At 46.5% G+C, this 21,243-nt stretch carries 19 protein-coding genes; 3 read left to right on the top strand and 16 right to left on the bottom strand.

Annotated elements, in window-relative coordinates; translation table 11 throughout:
• From QBE54_RS02545 to aroF, 14 genes are all read right to left on the bottom strand, one after another.
• The gene (locus QBE54_RS02545) at nt 1–636 is read right to left on the bottom strand and encodes a LysE family transporter (protein ID WP_369018794.1); all 636 of its coding nucleotides are present in this window, start codon (nt 634–636) and stop codon (nt 1–3) included.
• Between the two features lie 130 nt (nt 637–766).
• A complete protein-coding gene (locus tag QBE54_RS02540) occupies nt 767–1,675 on the bottom strand; it encodes a sugar phosphate isomerase/epimerase family protein (RefSeq protein WP_369018793.1) in 909 nt (302 codons plus the stop codon).
• Between the two features lie 17 nt (nt 1,676–1,692).
• A complete protein-coding gene (locus QBE54_RS02535) occupies nt 1,693–2,853 on the bottom strand; it encodes a Gfo/Idh/MocA family protein (RefSeq protein ID WP_369018792.1) in 1,161 nt (386 codons plus the stop codon).
• A complete protein-coding gene (locus QBE54_RS02530; protein WP_369018791.1) occupies nt 2,850–3,833 on the bottom strand; it encodes an ROK family protein in 984 nt (327 codons plus the stop codon). The genes QBE54_RS02535 and QBE54_RS02530 overlap by 4 nt, the downstream gene beginning before the upstream one ends.
• Nucleotides 3,830–4,612 carry a GntR family transcriptional regulator gene (locus QBE54_RS02525; RefSeq protein WP_369018790.1) on the bottom strand — a complete coding sequence of 261 codons (783 nt, stop codon included), beginning with the start codon at nt 4,610–4,612 and terminating at the stop codon, nt 3,830–3,832. Before QBE54_RS02525 ends, QBE54_RS02530 begins: the two co-directional genes overlap by 4 nt.
• A gap of 108 nt (nt 4,613–4,720) precedes the next feature.
• Nucleotides 4,721–6,841 (bottom strand): FAD-dependent oxidoreductase, encoded by a 2,121-nt coding sequence (locus QBE54_RS02520; protein WP_369018789.1) that lies wholly within the window; start codon nt 6,839–6,841, stop codon nt 4,721–4,723.
• A 16-nt stretch (nt 6,842–6,857) separates the two neighbouring features.
• On the bottom strand, nt 6,858–7,550 hold the full coding sequence (gene deoC / locus QBE54_RS02515) for a deoxyribose-phosphate aldolase (RefSeq protein ID WP_369018788.1): 693 nt from the start codon (nt 7,548–7,550) through the stop codon (nt 6,858–6,860).
• A gap of 94 nt (nt 7,551–7,644) precedes the next feature.
• Entirely contained in the window at nt 7,645–8,970 is a 1,326-nt protein-coding gene (locus tag QBE54_RS02510) for a replication-associated recombination protein A (RefSeq protein ID WP_369018787.1), read from the bottom strand.
• A gap of 60 nt (nt 8,971–9,030) precedes the next feature.
• Nucleotides 9,031–10,071 carry a low specificity L-threonine aldolase gene (locus tag QBE54_RS02505; RefSeq protein WP_369018786.1) on the bottom strand — a complete coding sequence of 347 codons (1,041 nt, stop codon included), beginning with the start codon at nt 10,069–10,071 and terminating at the stop codon, nt 9,031–9,033.
• A gap of 12 nt (nt 10,072–10,083) precedes the next feature.
• Complete coding sequence (locus QBE54_RS02500; protein WP_369018785.1) at nt 10,084–10,656, bottom strand: TetR/AcrR family transcriptional regulator; 573 nt, start codon at nt 10,654–10,656, stop codon at nt 10,084–10,086.
• Nucleotides 10,657–10,665: 9 nt separating this feature from the next.
• Nucleotides 10,666–11,958 carry a DUF1302 family protein gene (locus QBE54_RS02495; protein ID WP_369018784.1) on the bottom strand — a complete coding sequence of 431 codons (1,293 nt, stop codon included), beginning with the start codon at nt 11,956–11,958 and terminating at the stop codon, nt 10,666–10,668.
• 11 nt (nt 11,959–11,969) lie between these two features.
• Complete coding sequence (locus QBE54_RS02490) at nt 11,970–12,737, bottom strand: outer membrane lipoprotein-sorting protein (RefSeq protein ID WP_369018783.1); 768 nt, start codon at nt 12,735–12,737, stop codon at nt 11,970–11,972.
• Nucleotides 12,734–15,538 carry an RND family transporter gene (locus tag QBE54_RS02485; RefSeq protein ID WP_369018782.1) on the bottom strand — a complete coding sequence of 935 codons (2,805 nt, stop codon included), beginning with the start codon at nt 15,536–15,538 and terminating at the stop codon, nt 12,734–12,736. The genes QBE54_RS02490 and QBE54_RS02485 overlap by 4 nt, the downstream gene beginning before the upstream one ends.
• A gap of 119 nt (nt 15,539–15,657) precedes the next feature.
• Nucleotides 15,658–17,553: a 3-deoxy-7-phosphoheptulonate synthase gene (aroF, locus tag QBE54_RS02480; RefSeq protein ID WP_369018781.1), complete on the bottom strand. Its 1,896-nt coding sequence runs from the start codon at nt 17,551–17,553 to the stop codon at nt 15,658–15,660.
• A 92-nt stretch (nt 17,554–17,645) separates the two neighbouring features.
• On the opposite strand from aroF, the gene mgtE reads away from it, so the two are divergent.
• Nucleotides 17,646–19,010 (top strand): magnesium transporter, encoded by a 1,365-nt coding sequence (gene mgtE, locus QBE54_RS02475; protein WP_369018780.1) that lies wholly within the window; start codon nt 17,646–17,648, stop codon nt 19,008–19,010.
• Here mgtE and QBE54_RS02470 read toward each other — a convergent pair.
• The gene (locus QBE54_RS02470; protein WP_369018779.1) at nt 18,924–19,571 is read right to left on the bottom strand and encodes a flavodoxin family protein; all 648 of its coding nucleotides are present in this window, start codon (nt 19,569–19,571) and stop codon (nt 18,924–18,926) included. The two genes, mgtE and QBE54_RS02470, sit on opposite strands and share 87 nt — an antisense overlap.
• Nucleotides 19,572–19,657: 86 nt before the next feature.
• Here QBE54_RS02470 and QBE54_RS02465 point away from each other — a divergent pair, with 86 nt between their 5' ends.
• Nucleotides 19,658–20,320: a diphthine--ammonia ligase gene (locus tag QBE54_RS02465; protein ID WP_369018778.1), complete on the top strand. Its 663-nt coding sequence runs from the start codon at nt 19,658–19,660 to the stop codon at nt 20,318–20,320.
• A gap of 69 nt (nt 20,321–20,389) precedes the next feature.
• Here QBE54_RS02465 and QBE54_RS02460 read toward each other — a convergent pair whose 3' ends face one another.
• Nucleotides 20,390–20,560: a hypothetical protein gene (locus QBE54_RS02460; protein ID WP_369018777.1), complete on the bottom strand. Its 171-nt coding sequence runs from the start codon at nt 20,558–20,560 to the stop codon at nt 20,390–20,392.
• A gap of 183 nt (nt 20,561–20,743) precedes the next feature.
• Between QBE54_RS02460 and QBE54_RS02455 the strand changes: the two genes are divergently transcribed.
• A complete protein-coding gene (locus QBE54_RS02455; protein ID WP_369018776.1) occupies nt 20,744–21,160 on the top strand; it encodes a secondary thiamine-phosphate synthase enzyme YjbQ in 417 nt (138 codons plus the stop codon).
• Nucleotides 21,161–21,243 lie beyond the last annotated feature (83 nt).

Below are 21,243 nucleotides of genomic sequence, written 5' to 3'. Positions count from 1 at the left end.
TCAAACAACTCCTATTGCAAAATACCCACCAAAAAAAACCAGCAAAGCACCACACACGCCCACCATCCCCCTGTAAAAACGGGGAGAAAAGAAATTACGACCCCGGTCTATGGTAAAAGACACCAAACTGTACCACACCAAATCAGAAAGAATATGCCCCAGAAAGAAAACCACCGGACCCCAGATTGGAAAACGGCTGGCCGAAATCACCAGCGCCATTCCCACCGTGGCCCACCACATCACCCAATAAGGGTTGGAAAGACTGGCCACAATTCCTTTCCATATCAGGCTACCTGAAGAAAAAGGCTTTGAAGAGCCATGCAAAATGTCACCTTGAAGGCGACGTAAAGATAAGAGCATATCCAACCCCAGATAGGCCAGTACACCCCCACCGGCAAGACCAATGACCTTTATTACCCAGCCATTTTTAAAAAACACTCCCAAGCCTGAGACCAGGGCAACAACCATGCCCGTCTCAAGCAGGGCATGTCCCAAAACCACCAGAGGACCAGCCCGGAAACCCTCTTTTGAGCTCCCTGAAAGCACCACCGCAAGCAAAGGACCAGGCATTAGAGCCCCCGAAAACCCTATCAGGAAAGCACTTGCAAAAATGGAAAGCAACGTCCAGGTCTCCATGGTGCAACCTTCTTCCATTAGTACTCCAGTTTTTTATATTATAACCGAAAACCACCAGTTGAAAGGACGGGGAGATAAAAAAAGCACCCGGACTGTGTAAGCCGGGTGCTTTCCAAGAAAACCAATGCATTCAGACCAGATAGGGCTTCAAAAGCTGTTTAGCAAGGAGGATGCCTTTCAGCTTGCTCTCAGCATCTTTCTCAAAGCTGCGATCTTCGTGTTCTACACTCACCACATAATCATAACCCACGTCATACAGGGCACGGATAAAGGATTTCCAATCAATGTCCCCAGTGCCAGCAACTTTATCCACATACCATCCGAAACCAAAGATGCCTACCTGGTTCAAGCGGTCTTTGAGAATTTTGGTATCTTTGGCATGGGTATGGAAGATTTTTTCCCGAAAGTCATAGACAGCTTTAACGTAATCTATCTGTTGCCAGATAAGGTGTGAAGGGTCAAGATTCAAGCCCAAATAATCGGAAGGAATAATTTCAAACATACGTTCCCAAATTTCTGGTGTGGTAGCCAGATTGGTCCCTCCTGGCCAGCGGTCAATAGTGTAGAGCATGGGACAATTTTCTATAGCCAACTTAACTCCATGATCTTCGGCAAACTTCACAAGCTCTGGAAAGACTTTACCATATTCTTCTAAAGCTTCTTCAACGTTCATGCGAGGGTCTCTTCCGACAAAAGTGCCCACTACACCCACACCAAGAAGCGAAGCCGCCTTGATAACTTTTTTTAGATGCTCATGATAAAATTTGCGTCGTTCAAGGTCTGGATCCAGATTGTTGGGATAATAACCGAGAGAAGAAATTTCCAGCTTATATTTCTTGAGCATTTCCCGTATCTGGGCAGCACTTTCTGAATTCAAGTTTTCAACATCTATATGCTGCGTTCCCGCATAGCGCCTCTTTTCGTAAGTTTTGGGCCAGCAGGCAACCTCCAGCATTTCAAAACCGTTTTGGGAAGCCCAACTCGCTATTTCTTCCAGAGTGAGCTCCGGAAGACAAGCAGTCATAAAACCTATCTTCATCAGTCTCTCCTCCTTCTTCATTCAACCTTCACCCAGCGCCCGCTACGGGCACTTTCCAGAATGGCCTCACACAAAATCACCTCACGCAGCCCATCCCGGAAAGTTGGGAAAGAAGGAGCGGTTCCCCGCTTGTTCTCAGCATCCAGAATGAAGCGATACACTTCTTTAAACATCTGCTTGGAAGTATCAGGAAAGCCTTCGTTATGTCCTCCAGGGAAGGAAACAATCCCCCGGGTCTCTTCAGAAAGCAGCGAAGGATCTTTCATCAACACTTCGTTAGCCTTGTCTCTCCTTCCAATCCACAACTCATTGGGCCGCTCAGAATCCCAGCTTAAAGCGCATTCAGAACCATGAATTTCAAAGAACAGGCGATTCTTCCTTCCTGCTGCCACTTGATTAACAGTCATAACACCGTGGGCACCATTTTTGAAGTGCAAAAGCACACTGGCATAGTCTTCGGTATTTATGGGAATATCCTGGTAGTCTTCAGGACGCAGAATTTTTCCTGCATAGGTTTCCACAGGCTTTAAGGGCTTTTTGCGAATCTTGTGGAAGGTAGCAAAATCAGCAAAAACTTCTACTACCCGGTCCCCACTTATGTACTCGATAAGGTCCAACCAGTGAGAACCAATATCGGCAACAGCCCGGGAATCTCCACTCAACTCAGGCTCCAAGCGCCAGTTATAGTCAGTATCGTAGAAAAGCCAGTCCTGAAGATAAGAGCCGTGTATAGCGAAGATTTTGCCTACTTTGCCATTTTTCACCATGAAGTGAGCTTCACGTGCCAGGGGGTAATATCGGATGTTAAAGTGAACGGCATTGACCAGATTTTTCTTTTCGGCGAGTTCCACCAGCTCTTCTGCTTCTCTGCGGTTCATGGCCAGTGGTTTTTCACAAACCACGTGCTTTCCAGCAAGCAGTGCCTCTTTGCTCATTTTGTAGTGCAAAAAGTTGGGAGTACAAATGTGAACCACTTCCACCTCGTCATTTTTAAGCAGTTCTCGATAGTCACCATACCACTTTGGAATGGCCAGTTCCTGAGCTTTCTTTTGAGCCACTTCGTCGTTCACATCAGCTACTGCTACCACTTCAGCCAGGGCAGTGCGTCTTGCAGCCTCAACATGTGCTGGTCCTATAAAACCAGTACCAATAACTCCCATTTTAAGAGTTCTGCTCATCCTATAACCCCCTTTGTCCATTGTTCTTTTGCCCAGGTCGCTGTACCAACTACACCAGCATCCATTCCCAGCAAAGCAGGAGAAAATTTAATGGTATCAACCGGAGCCATAAAGAGCCGCTCTTTTAAACCTCGCCAGATGCTTTCAAAAAGCAGGTCTCCAGCTTGAGCAACTCCGCCCCCTATCACGATCATCTCCGGATTAACAACCACGCAGATATTGGAAAGAGCCTGACCAATGTAAAAGCCTGCCCTGGTGATTATTTCTTTTGCTATTTCATCTCCTTTGCCTGCAGCTTCAGCAATAACTCGGGGTGTTACTCTGTTGAGGTCTCCTTCCACCATATCCCGAATTAAAGTGTCATTTTGCTGGACTAAAGCCCTCAGGGCGGAAGCCACCATGGCAGGACCCGAAGCATAGGCTTCAAGACAACCCCTGTTGCCACACCCACATCTTACACCCTGCGGCTCAACGGTGATATGGCCAAACTCTCCAGCACTCCCATCTTTTCCTATGTAAAGCTCCCCATTGATAACCACACCACCACCGATACCAGTACCAATAGCCACCATGGCCATACTGGTAACTTCTCGCCCCGCGCCAAAGCGCTTCTCAGCAAGCGTAATCGCTCTAACGTCGTTGATAACCGCTACCGGCAAGGAAGTTCTCTCTTCCAGGAGCCTTTTAATGGGTACCCCTTTCCACTTGTTGGGAAAGTTGGGGAGAAGAATTCCAACCCCTTCCTTCCAGTCAATAAGGCCGGGAATGCCTATACCCAGAGCCTCCACACTCACCCCAGCAGTAACGCTTTCTTTAAGACGTACCGCTTCTTGAGCGATATCCTCTATAACTTCTTCAGCCTTGCGCATTGCTCTGGTAGGTATGGTCGAGCGTTGCAATACCTTTCCATCTTCGTCGACTACGGCAATTTTGGTATTGGTCCCTCCAAGGTCCACTCCCAGAAACGCCCTTTCACTCATTTTCGATCCCCCTCAAAATCTATTCTTCGACGGATTTGTGCCTGATCAGCAACCAGGTGTACAGTAAAACGCAGGCGATCTCCCCGGGCCACGGAGCGCGTAAGTTCGACTGGGACATCGTTTTTCAGAAAAGCAACCCTCTCTATCAGGAAGGCCGGCAACCCTCGACGACAGCCCAGAATTTCTGCTTCCCTTTTCCTTATGCTGCCCACTTCATAAGTTTCAAAAGCATGCACCAGAACCAGGCCGTATTTATCCCTCAAAACGGCATAGAGAGACCCCTGACCCAGGTCCTCCTGGACCAGGTCCGGACAGAGAAAATAGGGAATGTAGGTATGCTCAACCAGGATGGGGTCTCCATTGGCAAGGCGCACCCTCACAATTTCGTTTACCTTTTTGTTTTCACCTGAAAGGTGCAGGAGCTCCGCAACGTCTTCTTCAGCCTCGACCACCCTCTGGGTGATTACTCGAGAGCTGGGTCTTAATCCCAACTCCAGCATGTCTTCACTGAAACTGTAGAGCCTGGGCAACCTTCTTCGGAGCTTGAGCGAGGCAACAAAGGTACCCCTGCCTTGCTGGCGGTAAACCAAACCCTCCTGAACTAAAGCATTGATGGCCTGGCGCACTGTGATCCTGCTCACTTTGTAAACCTGCCCCAGTTCGTTTTCAGAAGGAAGACGGTCCCCTGGTTTAAGTGCGCCACTAAGTATCTGGTTTTTCAATATGTTTTTAAGCTGAACATAGAGTGGAACATCTCGATTGGAGTAAATTTCTTCCATAACCCCTCTGTTTCACCAGCCTGCCCGAAGTGTTTTTGCAGCTTATTATACCCCAATTTTGCAGCTTCCCAAACGTTTCCGTTTGGGAAGCTGCAAAATCACACCAGATTAAAGCTCGATTTCGGTGGGCAGGTTAGAAATAATTTCCAAGTTAGCATTGAGCAAAATGCCCTCGTCAAGCGTCAGGGCTATATTTGCTCCATCAGTGACTGCACCACGCAGGTTACGTACTGTTTTGGCATCACCAATTTTGGTCACGTTCAAACCTGCTGCAAGTAGTTCCTGGTACAGGCTGTCATCCGGCACCACGTTGGCGAGCACTACATTATCCACTTTTATCGTCTTGCGGTTAAATTCGTTATCCTGAACTACCACACTACCATCTTCTCGAATTTCAAGCACCGTGGAAGAAGCCAGGATGGTCACCGGGTGAGCAAAAGTGCGTCCCTTAAGCCCTTCGCCATTGCTGCCGGCAAATCTCTTCATCATCACGTCCCGGTGGCAGGGTTCCATCCAGGAAGCAAACTCTTTTTTTTCGGTAACTATGTAAACCTTTTTGCCTTCCACACCGAGCTTTTCAACTGCATCAGCTGCACCGAAATGATCTCCCCAGACCAGTACCACTTCTCCAACTTCTACCGGCTCTGGCTTATCACCAGGATAGTACTCGCAACCTTTGGTTTTGCAACGGAGGATATCCTGGAAGTTTACAACCAGCGGAAGGTCGATGCCGGGAATATCCGGTTTCTGTACTTTGCTCCCCGTGGCCACAACAACTGCATCAAAAGCCTTGAGGTCCTCAATAGTAGGAACTGTTCGATAGCGCACTTCAACTCCCAGCTTCTTCATCTGCCGTCTCTGCCAGTCAGCATACCAGCGCATCTTGTTTTTGCCAGCCACCGTGCAGCAGTAAAGAATGGCTCCACCAAGTTCTCCTGTCTTTTCAAAAATGGTTACCTGGTGTCCTCGCAAGGTAGCAATGCGAGCAGTTTCCATTCCACCCGGTCCACCACCAACCACAGCCACTTTCAGACTCTTCTTGGCCCTGGGAAGGTTTATGAACCGCTCATCGCCGATAGCCGGGTTAATAGCACAACGCATCTCTCGCTTAATCATTAAAGATTCCTGCCAGCAGCCAACCAGACAGGAAATGCACTTGCGAATTTCGTCTACCTTTCCGTACTTTGCCTTGTTGGCCCAGTAGGGGTCAGCAATGAGCTGCCTGGAAAGGCCTACCATATCAGTCTTACCCTCAGCCAGAATACGCTCACAATATGCTGGGTCACGCAAGGTATGACTGGTGATGACTGGAATTTTAACGTGTTTCTTGATTTCTTCAGCAGTGTAAGTGTTCCAACCCTGAGGATAGTACATGGGATCCATGGTCGGACCCGGAACTTCAAATATGCCTGCGCTGATGTCCAGGAAAGCTACACCAGCTTCTTCCATAAGCTTGGCAATCTTAATGCTTTCATCAAGGGTTCTACCGCCTTCAATCCACTCTTCGCCAGAATAACGAATGCCGATGGGGAATTTCTTGCCACACTTAAGCTTTATGCGGTCAACTATTTCCAGCACGAAACGCATGCGATTGATAAAGCTCCCGCCAAAACGGTCATTACGCTTGTTGACATAAGGACTCATAAACTGGGCAATAAGGTAGCCATGTGCACCGTGGAGTTCGACGGCGTCAAACCCAGCTTGTTGAATCCGCCAGGCTGCCTCAGCGAATTTTTCGATTAAATCGTAAATTTCTTCAATGGTCATGGCACGAATGGATTTACCAGATTTTCCAAGGTCCTCTGCGTAAACTATTTCATGGCCTGCAGAACCGGGAAGGGAAACTACCATGTCGGTAGCTGAAAAGAGGTCTTTGCGGGGCCAGGCAGCTTGACGGCCAGGGTGCTGAATCTGTACTGCACATTTTGCACCGTGGCGATGCATCGCTTCAGCCAGGCGAGCAAGCCCGGGTATCATCGGGTCTTCATCTGCAGCCAGACAGGTCACCGTAGGCCGGCCCGTAGCCTTATCAGGAGTTGTTGCACCCACGATTATAAAGCCGGTACCACCCTTGGCAATTTCTTCATGGTAGGTTATAACCCGCTCATTCACCGAACCATCCGCATTGGCAGAGCTTATATCGGTGGGAACATGCACAATACGGTTGGGAACCACAAAATTACCGATTTCAATTGGAGAAAAAAGATGAGGAAAATTTTGATTAGCCAAAAGAAACTACCTCCCTTCAACAACAACCTTGCTTTTTTCTTCGATAACATTCTTCCATTATCTCGGCTGTCTTTGTGGCACCAAAACGAGTAACTCCCACCTCCCTAACCTTCAAAGCAGCATCAAGTGTGCGCACACCACCAGCAGCCTTAACCTGCACCCTTGGAGAAACGCTCTCCCGCATCAGCTTGAGGTCCTCAATAGTTGCACCACCCGGAGCGAAGCCAGTCGAAGTCTTTACAAAGTCGGCACCAGCTTCTTCAGCAAGCTTGCAACCTATCCTTTTCAACTCATCATCAAGGTAACAGTTTTCAAGTATGACCTTCACAATAACTCCATGGCGGTGCGCAACATCGCAAACTGCCTTAATGTCTTCCCGAACATAGTCAAAATCTCTGCTTCTCAGCTTACCAATGTGAATAACCATGTCCAGCTCTTCGGCTCCGTCCTTTATCGCTTGTTCCGCTTCAAAAACTTTGGTCTCCGTTTTGTGTGAACCATGGGGAAACCCCACCACTGCTCCCACCTTAACCTCACTTCCTGCAAGAAGTTTTTTGGCAAGCGCTACATCAGAGGGCCGACAGCAAACGGAAGCAACATTGTATTTTTTGGCAATTTCACAACCCTCAACAATATCCTGGTCAGTGAGCTCTGGGCGAAGCAGAGAGTGGTCTATCATCTTGGCAATCTCTTCACAGGTGTACTCCATAACAAAGCCTCCTCTCTTTCGGTGAATTGTTATAACAATATGTTTTCATATCATACTTTGAAGAGTAAGTCAATAGAAGCAAAACGCCAGAAAATCAGCTTCTCTCTTTACCCCAGAAGTTTTTGAGGTTTTGCTGTAGTTTTTTCTCGTATCCCCGGTCGGTAGGCCGATAGTAAACTCTACCTTTAAGCTCTGGGGGAAGATAATCCTGTTTTACAAACCCATTAGGGAAATCATGAGCATAGAGGTAGCCTTTGCCATAGTCCAGGTCCTTCATTAGCGAAGTAACCGGATTACGAAGGTGTAAAGGTACAGGCAAAGACCCTTTGCGGCGCACGTCAGCAGTAGCCTCCTGGAGTGCACGGTAAGAGGCATTGCTCTTAGGAGCACAGGCTACATAAATGGTTGCCTGTGCCAGCGCTAACCTTCCCTCCGGTTCTCCCAGAAAATTATACGCTTCCCAGGCAGCAGTGGCCAAAAGCAAGGCATAAGGGTCGGCGTTGCCAACATCTTCTGAGGCACAGGCTATCAACCGGCGTGCAATAGCACTGGGTGCTTCTCCAGCCTCAAGCATGCGACACATCCAGTAAAGTGCCGCATCAGGGTCGCTCCCTCTTAAACTCTTGTGGTATGCAGAAAGCAGGTCGTAATGGGCTTCACCAGATTTATCGTAAAGGAAAGTATGGCGTCCAAAGAGTTTTTGCGCAAAGGCAAGGTCCAGCTTTTTCTTCTCTTTCCGGGCAGTTACATATGCAAATTCCAAAAAATTCAACGCCCGTCGAGCATCACCATCGGAAAGTTCGCAAATGAATTGTAAAGCTTCATTGGTTACTTCTAAAGCTTTGCCATCAAGCCCCCGCGGATCTGACAGTGCTCTTTTAAGCAGGGCAAGCAGTTCTTCAGGGGATATTTTATTGAAAATCAACACCTGAACCCGGGAAAGAAGTGGGGCAATCACTTCAAAAGAAGGATTTTCGGTAGTTGAACCAATTAAGGTTACTACTCCCTCCTCCACATAGGGCAAAAGGACACTTTGCTGACCCTTGTGAAAGCGGTGAATTTCATCGATAAAAAAAACGGTCTTTTTGCCATAAAGAGAAAAATTGTTCTCCGCTTCCTTTATGGCTTCTTTAATCTCCTTAATCCCAGAAGACACCGCACTTATAGCAAGAAATGCATAATGCAAGAGATCAGCCAGAATGAAAGCTGCCGACGTTTTGCCACTGCCAGGAGGTCCCCAAAAGATTAAAGAAGGCAAATAACCAGTCTCTACTATCCGGCGCAAAGCACCCTCAGGTCCAGTAAGATGCGCCTGTCCAACCAGCTCATCAAGTGTTCTGGGCCGCATTCGAGCAGCAAGAGGTTGCCGAACTTTCTCTGGAGGAGCAAAAAGCTCCGGTTCTTTAGAATTCCTGGCCATCACCAAAAACCTTCTTCAAACTTCTGTTTTATTATACATCTTCCCTGAAAAAAATAAAACCTAATCAGCGGTTTCTTTCATCACCTCTTCCACGGCACAAATGGCATAACGAATCCCATTTTCATCCACCTGGCGCGAGGTAACAAACCTTACTCTTTTTGCATCAACTCTGGTAGCAAGAACACCCTTTTCCTTTAACCTTGCAAGGAAGGTCTCCGAAGACACGTCTCCCTCCAGCTCAGCAACCACAAAGTTGGTATGCACCTTAGCAAGGTCAACCTTTATCCCTGGAACTCGAGAAATACCTATAGCCAGTTCCTTTGCGTTGCGATGATCCTTTGCAAGACGAGCGATGTTTTCTGGAGAAAGCGCTTCAAGACCACAAGCACACAACCACCCAGTTTGACGCATACCACCACCGAGCATTTTGCGAAAGCGCTTTGCTCTTGCGATAAACTCCCGAGAGCCAGCAAGAACAGAACCAATTGGTGCAGCAAGTCCTTTGGAAAGGGATATCATAACCGAGTCTGCACAGGCAGCAAGTTCGCGCACTTCAACGCCCAGATATAGAGCCGAGTTGAAAAGTCGTGCCCCGTCAAGATGCACCGAAAGATTACGCCGTTCAGCGAGAACCTTTACGGCTCTCATTTTCTCAAGAGGTGGTACAATCCCTCCATAACGGTAATGGGAGCTTTCCATGCAGATAAGAGAAGTTCGGGGATAGTGGATGTTATCAGGCCGAATAGCATTTTCTATCGCTTGAGGTTCAGGAAGACCATCTTCCCCTCTCAGCGTTCGCACCATAAGACCAGCCACGCAGGCAATACCACCAGTTTCGGATGTCCTGATGTGGGCATTTTCTTCGAGTATAACCTCCTCACCCCTCTGGGTATGCGTAAGAAGGGCAACCAGGTTACCCATGGTTCCGCTGGGCAAAAATATAGAAGCTTCCTTACCCAGAAGGTGAGCAGCGTACTCCTCAAGCTGGTTTTGCAGAGGGTCTTCACCGTAAACTGAATCTCCAAGAGGAGCTGCAAAAGCTCGCTCCCGCATCTTCTCGGTGGGAAGAGTTATGGTGTCCCGTCTCAAATCTACCAGCACCGTTTTCCTCCTCTATTCACTTAAAGAAACCGCAAAGACTTCTCTAAAAAGCTCTCGAAAAACATCGCTCTCTTCCATGTCAGTATGAACGCTGAAACTGAAAAAACCAATAAGGGAAAAAGTGATGGCCTTAAAAAAATCCTCGCCTGAAAAGGTTTTTCCACGCCTGGTAACCACGGGGTGCAGCTTCCAACCTATCTCATGAAGGTATTCCTCAAAACGTTCCCTCAGCGCGCTTAACTTGGATTTAGCCTCTGGATGGTGGAGAAAATCATGGCCTGCCCGTTGAATAATCACCAGAAGGTCTCTTTTTTCCTCAAAAAGCGTAAAGTAACAATCAATTATGTCAGCCACCACTTTTCCCCTGGGTTCGGAAAAATCAAGTTTCATCATGCGCTCAGATATGCTGCGTAATGCTTCCTCAATGAGGGCCACAAAGATATCCAGCTTGCTTTCAAAATAGTAATAGAGCGTTGCTTTCTTCACTCCCGACTCACGAGCAATGCCTTCGACAGTAGCCTCAAAAAAACTCTTCTGGGCGAAAACTTTCTTTGCTGCCTCAATAATCTGCTGTTTCCTACTCATCCCTCACCCTCAGAAACTGTAATCCACACTCAGAAAAACGCCGTCGCTCAAAGAACCAAGCTTGCTATTTGAAGCGCCACTGGAGAGTGAAAAGCTGAAACTCACTTCCCAGTTGTCCCGAGGCTTATAAGTAGCCCCAAGCATGTTAACCATGCTTCCATCTTGAAGGCTCAAAACTGAAGTTAACATGGGCTTCCACTTGCCATCTTCTGTGGTGTAGTCAGTATGGAAGTAAAGGTATGACGAAACATCTTTACCCTCTTCAAAGGGATTACCAAGTAGATAATTTATACTGAAATACCAGTCGCTTTCTGTAGTATAATCCACTCCCAAGCTTGCCTTCAAATAAGGAGAAGTAAAGGTAGTATCAGTGAAGGTTTCTACACTCCCATCTGGATAGTGTACCGCAATCTGATGCTCCCACTTTTCCGGAAAAACTAAGGCCAAGTCGCCTCTAAAAGTGGAACCTTCCAGAGCGAAAAGCTCACCCTGAAACTCGAGACCCAGTATAGAGCGCTCAGGAAAACCCCATACAGACTGAACCGTGGATGAGGAATCGGCACTAATAACAATGTCAGTAGAACGGGGATATCCAGAAAGAAAATAGCCATGGTAGAAGCTAAACGCTACATCAATATCACTTACCATACCTCGAGCTCGAATGGCCCAAATAGGCGATGTAAAGCCTACTTCTGGGTACTCTTTCTCGATGGAAAGTGTGAGTGCTTCAGGATTAAGACCCGAAAACTGTGACAAGAGTCCTCCGGCGAAAAGCTGTTCCTCCACGGAGGCAGGAACAAAATTGGGAATGAAATCTACCTGATACAGAAACTCCAGCGACCAGAAGTCACTAAAATACCACTCTGCATCCAGTGCTGGAATGGGAATTTTATCTTCAAGTGCTTCTTCACTCAGCGAAGCCGAAAAAGGACGAGGATTGATTGAATCCACAGGACTCATAACGTCGCTCGCACCCCAGGTCAACTGCAAAAAACCTAACTTGAAGTCCACTTCTTCCCAGGGAGCCTGAATTCCCTGTAAATAAGCTTCCTTAACCCGGAGAGGCCTAAAATTGTTTTCATCCTGATACTTCAAGAGTAACCCAGCCTGAAAGAAATAATTGCTATCACCCAGGGAAGTAGTATAGTCAAGGTCCACTCGCGTTCCGTAATCAAGGTCTCCCGTGGAAAAATCGTAGCTGGAAAACATCTCTGCCTCTCCACTCAATTCAGAAGCGCGAACCGGAAGAGCGTAAAGGGCCAGTAAAGCTACTACCAGTAGAAAACACAACCTTTTCTCCATCGTCAACCACCTCAAAGCTCGGGCCTCTGTATGGTGCGCACGCTGAAGAAATTGTCGGGTAAGGATATATTTTCTTCGTGCTTGACGGTTTCCATGCGAGTCTCATGGTTTTCCTTCAAGTCTTTAAAAGCCATTTTCAAAATAGTTATTTTCCCTTCTTCGCTTTCTTCGATTTCCAGGACTTCGAGTGTCTTCCACAGGTTACCCTCTAAATCGTAAAACTCTATTTTTTTGAAATAAAACTTCTCTTTGTCTACAGTCATGACCAGCTTGGAATAATCACTATCTTCCTCAAGGGGTTTGAGCTCCAGATAATAATTTTCCTCATCCTCGTCCACGAGAGTAGCTTCATAATCTTCTCTTCCATAGCTTTGGGAAAGGTCATCATAGCTGAAATCAGTGCCCATGAACTTTTCCTTTTTGCTGGAACCAGCAATTCTGCGTACCTTGCGATAAGCAGGCATGTAAAGGTATATCTTCTCTCCGCCCTTAATGCTCAAAAGAGTAACCCCTTCAACATCGGCAGGGCTCAAAAACCTCACTATAAGCGATATGGTGTCATCGCCTTCATCTTTGGAATACATAACGACTTCTCGTACCTCTTCTTTGCCGTTTTCATCTATTAAGATCATCTTCGCTTCGCTACGCTGAGTCACAAAATCGGTACGTCGCTTTTCAACTTCGTCCAAAATCTCGTCAGCGGTAAGAGCCCAAACAATTCCACCCAACAAAAACACAACCAGCACAAAAATTCCCATTAGAAACCAGAACTTTCTCATATGCTGCCACCTCCTGACTGTTTTTGAGCACCTCTATTAGAATTATTGCCCAAATAACTCTCTGCATGTAAAAGCAAAGGCAAAAGCACCAAAGCATAGAGAACACTTACCAGAAGCACCGTACCAATTAAACTTCCGAACATGCGAAGCATACTTATTTTGCCTGTAGCCAGAACGTAACTACCAGCAGCAATTGCCAGTGAATTCAAAACAATCCCTCTACCCGAGCTCACCATAGTGGTCACAAGCGCCCTGGGGTTCTGCAAGCTCACCTCACGATACCAGCGCGAAACAAAATGAATAGTATAGTCAATACCCGCTCCAATGGCTATGCTGGCTACCATTAAAGTGGCCACGTTGAGCGGAATTCTTAAAAGTCCCATGATTCCAAAAGAAGTATAAACGGTCAACAATATAGGAACAATAGCTATTGAAGCCTTGCGCAAGGAGCGTAGCTGCAACAACAAAAGTCCAAAAACGATGACAAAAGCTAGAAACACACTGCGAGCCTGTTGATTAAAGAGCTTGCTGTTTACATAGTTGCTTATAATCGGCGTACCGGTCACCCGATACTCAACACTCACTGGCCCATCTGAAGCGGGCAGGTAAACCCATTCATCGAGTACCTGGTAAAAGACGAAGTCGAAATCCTCATCCAGTTCTTTACCAACCGCGCTTTCCACCACCTTTTTTACTGTTTCCACTTTTACCCGCTGGGCAACACGCAACTCAGAGTTTTTGAGTACCTCCTCGAGATACAGCACATCGTCTTCACTCAAATCCAGCCTTTCTTCAAGAAGCTCAGAAATGGAAGAAGAATTATCACCCTGGTAATAATCTTCAAGCACTGATTCTACCTCATCCACGCTCAATCCTAAGTCCTCAATCTCCAGGGTGGCATCGCGAGCCACCAGCGAAGCAAAATTCGCTCTCTGACCAATAAACTCCTCAATCGGTTTTTCAGCAATGGCTTTTATTTCTCTTTTAAGTGAACCCGGGTCAGGGATTTCGAGCCCGAAAATTTGCAGGTCCTCCACCATAGTGTCTACCAAAACATCAAGTGCTCCAGGCTCTTGCGCCGAAACCATCTTTACCCTGTGAGGGCGATTCTCAAGAAATTCTTTCAGTGCTGCCACTTCTTTTCTCAGTTCCGCAGAGGAAGTCTCTTCAGCACTGAATTCCACTAAGGTTTCATCTTCATTTTCACTTATTCTGCCCTTAAGATAGCTGTTGTCCTGAGCAAAAAACCACAGGTTATCAATCTTCTCACGTTCTGCTGGAATTGCTTTCCACCCTTCCATGGCTTTATTTAAATCCATAAGAAAGGTAGCCAGAGAGGAAGCGTCTTCAAAGTTTTTGAACCGAGCAGCATATTTTCCAATGCGTATCATTTCCCGAAGCACAAAGGGTTCCTTGACATTCTGAGAGCGCACGTAGAGATAGTTATAATCGGTGCTCCCAAAACGTTCCTTAAAGTAGTTGAGCAGCAAGGTGATGGGGTGATTTTTACCCATCTGTACCTCCACCGAAGTTTCCACATTGATGCGAGGAATTCCCAGAGTGAAAAATGCCATTACTGCAATAATGAAGAAAATCGCAGCTTTTTTATGGTGCACCACTGATCTGGCAATGAATTTCAGGAAACGGCTAATCAGGCCACCTTGCTCTTTTTCCTGGTGAAGCACTTTGAAGTGATTCGGAACCCTGCGGGGCACAAAAATGGCATAAAAAGCTCCTAAGGAAAAAGTTGCCAAAATCATGCCAAAGAAAATACCCAGCGCTGAATACAGACCAAAGTCGGAAATGGGCTTTATTTCAGCAGTGAGCAGGGAAAGAAAACCACCTATGGTGGTCAAAGCGCTCATCAGAATGGGAACAAAAATATCCCGGAAGGTTGCCGCTGAAGCCTCCGGACCGTTTAGGGTGGCTCTTTCCTCGTAATAACGGTTTATAAAATGAATGCCGTATGCAGTAACCAGGGAGAGCAGCAAAACTGGCATAGCAGAGGCAATCACCGTCAAGGACTTACCCATAACTACGGCAGAACCCAGAACCCATACCGAGGAAAGAAGCGAAATAAATATTGGTAGCAATACTCCTCGCAGCGTCCGAAAACCCCAGTAGAGCACTATCATCAAAACCAGAGCGGCAAAAGGAGTTAAAGTACCCATGGTACGCCGAGAATCTCTGGCCATAAGGCGAGTGATAACCGGGACACCAAAAGTGGTTATCTTGCCACCAGGATTATACTTCTCACAGAGTGCTTCCACTTCCTCAATAGCTTTATATTCATCAACATCGTCATAGAAAGAAATCACCACCAGAGTGGCTTTGCCATCTTCGGTAACCATCTTACCCCAGATGAGTTCGTCCCCTTGAAGTTCTTCTCTGAGCTTTTTAGCTTCTGCTTCACTCTCAGGCAACACCTCGACAACCTCTTTGACTTCAACCCCAAACTCGGTGCTGACGATTTTGGGCATGTTGGTCAAAGCAGAAACGTTTCTCACAAAAGGAAGCTTCTCTATTTCCTCTACCAGTTTGTTAAGACCCTGGAGATGTTCCACAGTGAACAGGTCGTCAAATTCAATACCTACAATCAGAGACTTGGTCTGAAAACCTGAGAATTTGTCCTTAAGGGAATCATAGAAGGAAACTTCGGGGTCACTCTCAGGGAGATACTTGGTCACGTCATCCTCAAAACGAAGATCCCGAAGCAAATAACCAAACACGAAAGTAACCACCAAAGTGGCAATGAAAATAGGCCAGGCATATTTTACAACCCACTGAGCCAGTTTCTGCATGTTTTCTCATCCTCCAACGCTCACTTATCGACTGACCGTTCGGTAGAAACTGAATCTCATTATACAGTCCCTTTATTCGCTGTCAAGAGATTGCTCATCAAAAAACCACAACTCACTTTTTAGTTTTTCTTTAGTAGTTTCCAGCGATTGTTATAGCTACCCAAGATACGAAGAAATGTGGTTTTCTTTTTGAGCTCTTCCAGGGCTTCTCCAAACTTTGTATCAATCAAATTTCCTTCCCAATCTACGTAAAAAAGATACTCCCAGGGTTCACCTGGTATGGGCCGGGATTCCAGCTTAATCAGGTTTATCGAGCGGGCATAAAATACCTCCAGCACCTCAAACAGCGCCCCTGAACGATTGGGGATTCGAAAAACACAGGACACCTTATCATGTTCCTTGCGGGGCTCAAAATACCTCGAAAGGATGAGAAAACGAGTAAAATTGCAGGGTGTATCCTCAACGTCTTCCTCAAGGAGCTCCAGGCCATGCTTACGAATCGCCTCTTCACTCGATATGCATGCACTACCTTTGCCAAACTCGGAAGCTTTTCGAGCCGCCTCTTCGGTATTGCCAACGTCAATAATTTTTACTCCTTTCAGGGATTCGAGAAATCTGGAACACTGTGAAAAGGCCTGAGGATGAGCAAAGAGAAACTGGATATCTCCTACCCCAGTACCTGGATATACACCAAGATGTTGAGACACTTTAATAAACCGCTCTCCAACCACGAAAATCTCGGGAAAATCCAGCAATAAATCATAATTAGCATGAATGCTACCAGTAATGGTGTTTTCAATCGGGACCACCCCGTGGGTTGCTTCACCGCTGGCTACTTTTTCGAACACCTCTCGAAAGGTGTAACAGGAAATAAACTGGGAATCTCTGGGAAAAGCTTTTTGCGCCACCTGAGAGCTGAAAGAACCTTTTTCCCCTAAAAAGGCCACCTTAAACTGTGGAAAGGATTTGGAAACAAAAGCAGGTGAAGCACCAGCAGGGCTCTTTTCTTTGTTCAACTCCTTACCGACTATCACGCTGATGACCTGAAGGTTATTGACTAATCTCCTGAACTGCTCCGGATATAAACTCTGGGGACCGTCAGAAAGTGCTTGTTCCGGAGCATGGTGAACCTCCACCATAACACCATCAGCACCACAGGAAACACCCGCCAGGGCCATGGGAATAACTTTTTCTCTCAACCCAGTGCCATGACTGGGATCAACAAACACCGGCAGATGACTTAAGTCTTTCACCACCGGTATGGCGTTCAAATCGAGTGTATTGCGGGTAAAGCGCTCAATAGTCCGAATACCCCGTTCACAAAGAATGACCTGGAAATTACCCAAACTTAGAATGTATTCCGCAGCCAGGAGCCAGTCTTCAATTGTTGCTGAAAGCCCACGCTTCAGCAACACGGGTTTACCCAGGATGGCTACCTTTTTCAGGAGTTCAAAATTCTGCATATTGCGAGCGCCAATCTGGATGATATCAGCATACTGGGCAACCAGTACGGCATTTTCAGGACTGGTTGCTTCGGTAACCACAGGAATGGAAAATTTCTCCCGGGCTTTGGCAAGGATTTCCAACCCCTGTTCTCCCAGACCCTGAAAACTGTAGGGAGAGGTCCGGGGTTTGAAAGCACCACCTCTCAGAATATGAGCTCCCATAGATTTCACTGCTTCGGCAATCCTGAAGAGCTGTTCCTCAGATTCCACAGCACACGGGCCAGCAATAATAGTAAGGGTCTCCTGTCCGATTTCCACATCGCCAATGGTAATCACCGTACCATCAGGATTGAAAGACCGATGGGCAAGTTGAAAAGGAGTGCTGGGCTTGATTACTCTGGCAATCTTTCCGAAAGCTTCCAGAACCTGAGCGCTAACTTCCCGCTCTGAAACCATAATACTGCCTTGCGGGCTATCCACCCAGTGAACCAGCATTCCCTGTTTTCCAAGCTCACGAAGCACTGCTTGCTTCCGAGCTTCATCAAGAACACCGTCAAAAATAACGACCAAAGTTCCATCCTCCCTATATTCTTCTTTAGAAGACTATTTTACGACAAAAACTTTATGTTATACTATACTCCGAGTTCCCCAGGGAGGCAAACATGGAAAACCAGCTTACACAGGAAACCAGAATAACCAAAGAGTATATAGAAGAGTTGCTCGAGAGAAATGCTCTGAACGAACTAAAAAATAGCATCAATACTCTCCATCCCGCCGATATTGCTGAACTGATGTCTTTCCTGGATAGCCAGAAGCAGGTCGTTGTATTCAGGTTACTGCGCAAAGACCTGGCCATAGAAGTTTTTGAACAACTGGACTTTGAACAGCAGGAAAACCTTCTTCAGAGCTTTACCGACGAACGGGTAGCTGAAATCCTCAACCAAATGTCCCCAGACGACCGCATGGAACTCTTCGATGAGTTACCCGCCAAAATAGTCAAAAAATTCCTGGGACTTTTGAATCCGGAACAGCGCAACATCGTGGCCACCATGCTGGGTTACCCTGAAAACAGTGCCGGCCGTATCATGAATCCCCACATGGTGGACCTCAAAGAATACTACACGGTGGAGCAGTCACTCGAAAGAATACGTCAACTATCACCTCCTGAAGAACTGGCCTACACCGCTTATGTAATCGATGCCGAGCGCCATCTTCTGGGAAGGGTTACTTTGAGAGAGCTGGTACTCGCAAAGCCGGAAACGGTGATCAGAGACATTATGAAAAAGGACATAGTTTACGTTTTTACTCATGATGATCAGGAAAAAGCTGCTCAGATTATTCAAAAATATGACCTTTTAGCAGTGCCGGTAGTGGATTCGGAAAAGCGCCTGGTGGGTGTGATAACCGTTGACGACGCCATCGACATCATAGAAGAAGAGGCCACCGAAGATATTCACCGCCTGGCAGCAATCAGGACTACTGAAGATGAGTATTTGCATGCCCCCCTGTGGAACAAGGTCAAAAATCGCTTTATATGGCTTGCCGTGCTGCTCGTTGGAGGCACCATGACCAGCTTTGTAATGCAGGGTTTTTCGGAAATCATTCAAGCCATCGTTGCCCTTTCCTTCTTTGTACCCATGCTCATCGACACTGGAGGCAACGTGGGTAGCCAATCAACCACAGTCATGGTGCGAGGCATAGCAGTTGGTGAAATCGAAAAACGCAATATATGGAAAATAGTTTTCTCTGAAATTTTGATAGGTGGGATACTGGGCATTCTGCTCAGCTTTATCGCTATATTGCGGGTTATTTTTCTTAAAGAGAGCCTGCTCATAGGTATCATAGTGGGTACGGCTGTGTTTAGCATCGTTTTTGTGTCCAATCTGGTGGGCATTTTTCTCCCTGTACTTTTTAAGAAACTCAAAATGGACCCTGCAATATCAGCTACCCCGGTTATTACCACGCTGGTTGACGTTATTGGAGTTTTCATCTACTTTAAGATTGCCCAAGCTTTCCTGCATTTCTGACTTGAATGCACCAAAAAAGCTTTGAGCCGCATCATCCACTTCTTTCAGACAACGCTCGCAAGAAGCAATGCTCCCTTTTTTATCGAAACCCCTAAAGAAAAGTTCGCCGTCCAGAGTGCAACCAAAAGCATCAAAAAAGTACTTAGTAGTAAGCCTTACTCCGTCGAAAAGCCGCTCACCGCGGGTTGCACCAACGCCCATTAAAAAACCCTTTTTGGGCGAAAACTGTTCTCCAAGAAGATACCTGCGTACCCACAAAACCTGGCTCCTATCAACCAGCGCTTTGAAAGAAGCAGGAATTCCATAGAAAAAAACAGGCGTGCTAACCACCACTATCTGAGCTCGAACAAGCCATTCAACTACTTTTCGCATGCCATCTTTCAGCACACAGTAACCAAGACTTTCACAAAAACGACATCCTCTACAAAACCGAATATCAAGCTCTGAAGGAACTATCAGTTTCAGTTGCGACTTCTCTGGAGCAAAGCGCAGAAACCTTTGAAGCAGCACTTCGCTATTCCCATCTCGTCGAGGACTACCCAGTATGGCTATAATTTGCAAAACACATCATCTCCCCGTAAAATTTAACCAGGAAATTCCAGTCTTATTCACAAAATCTTGGCCACTACAGCAAAGGAGGAATTAATTTGCCAGGACGAGCATTTGCTTCCTTCAGCGGTGGAAAAGATTGTCATCTGAGTATCTTTCTGGCCCAGAAAGCTGGCTTCAAGGTGGAATATCTCCTGAACATGACCCACCAAAACGGTGAAGTTTCCCGCTCCCATCATCTCCCCGCTTCGGTAATTCAAAAACAGGCGGAAAAGATGAATTTGCAATTGATCCAAAGGGGGACCTCCTGGGAAAACTATGAAGAGAACTATCGCCAGGTGTTAAGAGAACTGCGCCAGAAGGGAATAACCCACGGTGTGTTCGGTGATATAGACCTCGAAGAACACCGGGAATGGGTGGAAAGAGTCTGTTACAGCGAAGGCATAGAGCCTTTTCTTCCACTCTGGAAGAAGGATCACCAGGAAATCGCCAGAATGATAGTCAAAGAGGGCTTTAAAGCCCACATAATAGTAGTGAACGACCGTTTTCTGACCCCCGATTTTCTGGGAAAACCGTACACTCTGGCACTTATAGAAGAACTCAATAAAAGAGGCGTTGATCCTTGCGCTGAAAGCGGGGAATTTCATACTTTAGTAATCGATGGTCCTCTCTATCGAGAACCCCTGGAGTTTGAATTTGGAGAAATCAAACAGGAAGAACATTACCATTTTCTGGAAGTGAAACTGGCGACTCCAGTATAAAGTATCTGGTGACCACTGAAACGGGTTAACCCGTTTCAGTGGTCAATACGCCTGCAAGCACGAACCTTCTCAAGTTGCCTGCTTTTTGCCCATACTTGCCCAGATGCCCAGTATCCCCAAAATGATTTTCAAAAGCGCATGCCAGGCAGGTTCCGTACCCAGGTTAATGCCGGGAATAACACCCATAATTCCCATTATCAAAAGCAGCCAGCTGTAGACCATAAGTAAAACCCTGACCATTCAAAAACCCCTCCTTTCGTTATAGTATATTCAACATAATTTAAGACCAGTCCATTGCTCCCGTCAACTCAGCCACTTCACTTTTGTAATAATTTTTAGCCCAAAATCCCCTAAGGGTGAGGGTCTTTTATTCAAGACCCAATTGCTTCTGGTATACTTTTAGCAAAAAACGGAGGCTAAGCCGTGAGGAGCTATCGGAAAGAATTGTGGTTTTGTACTCAGAAACGCAGGGAGTTTATAAACATTACTCCCTTACTTGAAGAGTGTGTACGCGAAAGTGGCATTCAGGATGGGCTTTTACTGTGCAACGCTATGCACATTACAGCCAGCGTCTTTATAAATGACGACGAAGAAGGCCTACATGAAGATTTTGAACGTTGGCTCGAAAAATTAGCTCCGGAAAAGCCCTATCACCAGTACAAACACAATGTAGGCGAAGATAACGCAGACGCACACCTCAAAAGAACCATAATGGGCCGAGAGGTGGTTATAGCAGTGACTGATGGCAAATTAGACCTCGGTCCCTGGGAACAGGTTTTCTACGGAGAATTTGATGGCAGGCGCAGAAAAAGGGTGCTGGTGAAAATCATCGGGGAGTGAAACTGCGAACGCACATGGTTTTTTCCCGCAAAAGCGCCTGACAAAAGCCGCGGAAGAGTTTCTAAAAAATTTTCAAAAATTTT

The organism is Thermatribacter velox, assembly GCF_038396615.1.
GTDB lineage: Bacteria > Atribacterota > Atribacteria > Atribacterales > Thermatribacteraceae > Thermatribacter > Thermatribacter velox.
The sequence above is the reverse complement of the archived record's forward strand: the minus strand, read 5'-3'. Positions and strand labels throughout refer to the sequence as shown.